The 5,698-nt window shown below is 71.2% G+C and carries 1 pseudogene; it reads right to left on the bottom strand.

The window, feature by feature from the left end:
• Nucleotides 1-5,686 (bottom strand): annotated as a pseudogene (locus tag ACWCPY_RS42820) (hypothetical protein); the annotation flags it as partial.
• Nucleotides 5,687-5,698 lie beyond the last annotated feature (12 nt).

The following is a 5,698-nucleotide window of genomic DNA, read 5'->3' as shown; positions in this document are numbered from 1 at the left end:
AACCGGCAAGCCCCGGATCGGTGACCACAACCGCATACAACTGACACAGCCCATTGCCCACCGTACGCACCGGCACCACACCACCAGGATCCACATCACCCGGCCCCGCGCCCGGGACACCACCCCCACCAGCAGCAGCACCGCTGGCAGGACCACCAACGGCGGCGGTGGCAGGGCCACCGACCCCCCACCACGTAGTGTCATCAAGCAGGCCCAGTGGGTAATTCTCCCGCTGTCCGTCGAGCGGCCCGCTGTCCTCGCTCTCACCGGCTGCCGGTCCCGGCATCCCCGGAACACCGACGACCTGATTATGGGGGTCCTCCCCCTGCTCCGGGAGACGGGCCCAGGAGGGATGCCAGTCCATCGCCTCGGAGGGCATGGAGAGGTCCACCACCGGTGCCTGGGGTGGGGTTTGGAGGGAGATGTCGGCGAGGAGCTGCTGTGCCTGTTCGTGGTGTTTCTCGGTCACTTCCTCCTGGGGGCCGAGGCCGAGAAGGTCCCTGATCACGGCTGTCCAGTCGCTCTGTTCGTCCGCGCCGGGAAGGGCGAACGCGTCGAAACCGGGATCGATACCGACCATCCAGCCGTCGCCGTCGCCGTCGCCGTCGCCGTCGCCGTCGCCGTCGCCGTCGCCGTCGCCGTCGCCGTCGCCGTCGCCGTCGCCGTCGCCGTCGCCGGGGCCATGGCCGGGGTCCGGCTGGTTCGTTACCTGTTCCGGGAGACGGGCCCCCAAAACGCCGGTGTCCAGGCCCTGCTCGTCGGCGGAGGGGTGCCAGTCCATCGCCTCGGTGGAGGGATGCCGGTCCGTCACCCCGGCGGTGAGGGTGGTGTCCGCCGGTGGTGCCGGGGGCGGGGCCTGGAGGGAGAGGTCCGCGAGGAACCGCTGTGCCTGTTCGTGGTGCTCCGCGGTCATCTCCTCCTGGGGGCCGAGGCCGAGAAGGGTCCTGGTCATGGCTGTCCAGTCGGCCTGTCCGTCCGTGCCGGGAAGGGCGAACGCGTCGAAACCGGGACCGATCAACCAGCCGTCGCCGTCGCCGGGGTCGTGGTTGTGGTCCGGGTGGTTCGTTCCCTGTTGCGGGAGACCGGCCCCCAGAACACCGGTGTCCGGGTTCTGGCTGTCCGGGTGGTGCGGGTCTGTCGTGAGGTCCGGCCTGTCGCGGGAGGTGTCCATGGGCGGCAGGGGTGTGCCGGTTGCCGGCGGGAACCTGGACGCACGGTCCCCGCCGGCGGCCGGTTCCGGTGCCCTGAGCCGTTCGTCCGTTACCCCCATGACGTCTGTTGCGTCTGCTGTGTCTGTTGGTGCGTCCTGGCTGGCGCTGTAATGGCCGGTGGCGGGGTCGTGGTAGAGCGGGAACCCGCGTACCCCGTCACCCTCCGGCCCCACCTCCGGTACCGCTTCCGGTCTCGTTTCCGGTCCCGTGTGTTCCCCGTTGTGTTCTCGTCCTGGTGCGCTGGTGTGCTGGAGTACCTGGATGCGTACGCCCAGGGCGTGGGACAGCAGTGGCAGGAACGTGTCCGTGACCGGGGAGCGGGAAGTCCATGATTCTTCCCATTCCCACACGGCGTTGAGGAGGGTGTTCGTCTCGTCCTGGGTCAGGGGGGCGGTGCTTGTGGGGTATGCCTGTGCGGTGATCTGGGCCAGTGTCTCGGGGTCGAGGAGTTCCAGGTCCCCGGGGTCGGCAAGCTGCAGCGTCATTTGGGGGTCTGGGATGTGCCACCGCACCAGGTCCGCAAGCGTGTCACGTGTGATCCCGGGGGTGTGGACCATGTCGGCGAAGGCCGGTGCGTTGGCCGAGCGCCACCGGGAGACGACCTGCGCCGGCACCTGTTCCCGCCCGGCCTGTTCCCGCAGATAGTCAGCCACCAGGGCGCGCAGCGCCTGGATGGTCGCGGCGGCGTGTTCAGGCGGGACGGGGAAGGCCGCCTCCCTTCCGGCCGGACCCGCACCCGCCTCCCGCAGGGAAAACTCCGGGAACACGGGCAGATCCTCCTCAGCGTCCCCCAGGAACGCGGAGAAGGAGAAATCCCCCGGGGCGTCTTGCGGGAGTGTGTCCTGGTGTGTTGCGGTCTGGTGGGTGTCGGCGTAGTGGGTCAGGTCCTGCCGCACTGTGGTGGGATCACTCAGCCACGCGTGGGCGCCGGGGTGGGTGTGTGCCAGGTCCGGCAGGCGGGAGAGGACCGCGTCCGGCGCGGTGGCCACGGCCGCGAGCAGCAAGCTCGCACCCGTGGCCGCGGTGGGCACCGGCCCCGCCCAGGAGTGGTTTCCCGGGCCGGCCTGCCCCTCCTGGTCCGCAGTCCCGAGAACATCACCACGCCGTGTCCGTGAGTCGCCGTGCTCATCGGTCCCGGACACCTCCTCCCACGCCTCCCGCCGGCCGTGCTGCTCGGTGCCGGCCCGCGGCTCGGATGGCTCGGCCTCGTCCTCCTCCCGGTGGCGGTGGGTGGCCGGGTCGGTGGGGTGCACACCGGCTTGGTGGTTCGGTGCTGCCTGTTCGTGGGGGGTGGGGGCGAGGTCCCCGCCGGCCGGCGGAAGCGAGGCGCGGTGCCGGGTCCGGCCGGGGCCGGCCGGTTCCGTGATCTCCTCCGCTCCGCCGGGCCCGCCGGAGACGTTCCGGGGCAGTTCACCCGACCCGTCCCCGGCAAGGCCGCGCCCGCCCAAAGCATTCACACGCACCCCCAGCCGGTGGAGCCGCTTGCCGCCGAACCGCAGGTCGAGTGGCTTGACGGTGATGCCGTTGGCCTCGAGGACGTACCTGACCTCGTCTTCCCGCAGGTGGAGGTGGGCGGCCAGGTCGGCGAGGTGCACACCGAGGTGGTTGTTCGCTGCGGCCAGTTCGCGGATGGTGCGGGCGACGTCCTCGATGGTCGGGAGGTGGGCGAGGCCGTGCCGGCCCAGGGCATCCGCCCGCACCCCCAGCAGGCTGCGCTGCTCGTCGTCGAACCGCAGGCGGAGTGACTGGACGGTGATGCCGTTGGCCTCGAGGACGTACCTGACCTCGTCTTCCCGCAGGTGGAGGTGGGCGGCCAGGTCGGCGAGGTGCACACCGAGGTGGTTGTTTGCTGCTGCCAGTTGGCGGGTGGTGCGGGCGAGGTCCTCGATGGTCGGGAGGTGGGCGATGCCGTGCCGGCCCAGGGCATCCACCCGCACCCCCGGCCGTTGGCGCCGCTCGTCGCCGAACCACAGCGCGAGTCTGTGGACGTTGATGCCATTGGCCTCAAGGACGCCCCTGACCTCGTCTTCCCGCAGGCGGAGGTGGGCGGCCAGGGCGTCGAGGTGCACACCGGTCCGTTCCCCGGCCAGTTCGCGGATGGTGCGGGCGAGGTCCTCGATGGTCGGGAGGTGTGCGATGCCGTGCCGGCCCAGGGCATCCACCCGCACCCCCAGCAGGCTGCGCTGCTTGCCGTCGAACCGCAGGCGGAGTGTCTTGACGGTGATGCCGTTGGCCTTGAGGGTGCTCCTGATCTCGTCTTGTGTCCGGCGGAGGTGGGTGGTCAGGTTGGCGAGGTGCACACCGGGTTGGTTGTTTGCTGCGGCCAGCTGGCGGATGGTGCGGGCGAGGTCCTCGACGGTCAGTGGGGGGGAGGCGGGGTGGTGGGTCTGGCTGGGGCCGGCCTGGTCCATTGTCTCCTCCCGTCCTGTCCCGCCAGGCTCGTCGGAGGCGTCCGGGGGCAGTTCACCCGACCCGTCCCCGTCCCCGAGGCCGTGCCGGCCCAGGGCATCCACCCGCACCCCCAGCCAGTTGCGCTGCTTGTCGCCGACCGGAAGTTTGAGTTGCTGGACGGTGATGCCATTGGCCTCAAGGACGTGTCTGACCTCGTCCTCCCGCAGGCGAAGGCGGGCGGCCAGGGGTTCGAGGTGCACAGCGGGCTGCTCGTTCGCTGATGCCAGCTCGCGGATGGTGCGGGCGAGGTCCTCGATGGCCGGGAGGTGGGCGATGCCGTGCCGGCCCAGGGCATCCACCCGCACCCCCACCCGCTGGCGCTGCTCGTCGCCAAACGACAGGTCGAGTTTCTTGACGGTGATGCCAGCGGCCTCAAGGACGCTCCTGATCTCGAATTCCTGCAGGTCGAGATGCTCGAATTCCTGCAGGCCGCCGAGGCGGGCGGCCAGGTCGTCAAGGTGCACACCGGGCTGGTCGTTCGCTGATGCCAGCTCGTAGACGGTGCGGGCGACGTCCTCGATCGTCGGGAGGTGGGCGAGGCCGTGCCGGCCCAGGTCATCCACCCGCACCCCCAGCCGGTAGCGCCGCTCGCCGCCGTCCAGCCCTTTGAATTGCCGGACGGTGATGCCGGCGGCCTCAAGGACGCTCCTGATCTCGAATTCCTGCAGGTCGAGGTGCTTGAATTCCTGCAGGCCGCGGAGGTGGGTGGTCAGGGCGTTGAGGTGCACACCGGTCCGTTCCCCGGCCAGCTTGCGGATGCTGCGGGCGATCTTCTCGATGGGCGGGAGGTGGGCGAGGCCGTGCCCGCCCAGAGCATCCACCCGCACCCCCAGTAGGATGACCCGCTTGTCGCCGAACCGCAGGTGGAGTATCTGGGCGGTGATGCCGTTGGCCTCGAGGACGCCCCTGATCTCGGCTTCCGTCCGGCCGAGATGGGCGGCCAGGGGTTCGAGGTGCGCACCGACCCGTTCACCGGCCAGTTGGCGGATGGTGCGGGCGAGGTCCTCGATGGCCGGTAGGTGGGCGAGGCCGTGTCCGCCCAGGTCCTCCACCCGCACCCCCAGCCGTTTGCGCCGCTCGTCGCCGTCCAGCCCTGTGAGTCGCTGGACGCTGATGTCGGCGGCCTCAAGGGCGCGTCTGATCTCGCCTTCGTCCCGGCCGAGGTGGGTAGCCAGGTCGCGGAGGTGCGCACCGGCCCGATTCCCGGCTATCTGGCGGATGGTGCGGGCGAGGTCCTCGATGGTTTGTGGTGGGGGGGTGTCGGGGTGGGGGGTCTGGTTGGGGTCGGTCTGGTCCTCCGGGGCGGGTGGGCCGGTTGGGGCGGGAGCGTGGGGATCTGCCGGAGGGTCCATTGCCCCGGCGGGCGGGGAGGGGTCCACCGCCGGTATCGGGGGCGGGGTTCGGAGGGAGGGGTCCGTGGGCGGCTGCTGTGCTTGTCCGTGGTGTTCCGGGGTTGCTTCTTCCTGGGGGTCGGGGCCGAAGAGGTCCGTCATCACGTCTGTCCAGTGGCTCTGTCCGTCCGTGCCGGGAAGAACGAGCGGGGCAGGACCGGAACCGGTACCGACCACCCGGCCACGGCCACGGCCACGGCCGTGGTCGTGGTTGTGGTCCGGCCGGTTGTTGCCTGTCCGGGGGGCGGGGGGCTGGTCCGTGCTGTTGTCCTGGGCGGTTGCGGGCCGGGCGGGGTGCAGTGCGGTGAAGATGTCCTGGCTGGCCGTGCCGGGGACGGTGGCCCCGGCCGCGGGGAGGGGTGTGGGGGATGCCGGGGTGGTGGTCTCGGTGGCGGGGTGGGGGGTGGTTTGTGCGGGCCGGTCCGGGCCGGCCGGGGTGGCCGGGGTGGCCGGGGCGGTCTGTGCTGGTGGCTGCCGGGGGGCCGGGCCGGGCCGGCGGGGAGGCATTCCGCCCGGCAGTCGTGGACGTGTCTTCAGGGATGCTTCCTGGAGTGCGTGGAGGCGGTGGATGATGTCGTCGGGGTCCATCCGGTGAGCGGTACGGAAGGCCTGCTTCGCGGCCGCGACAGCCACGACCGCCTCCCG

Source organism: Streptomyces sp. NPDC002403, from assembly GCF_053593015.1.
The sequence above is the reverse complement of the archived record's forward strand: the minus strand, read 5'-3'. Positions and strand labels throughout refer to the sequence as shown.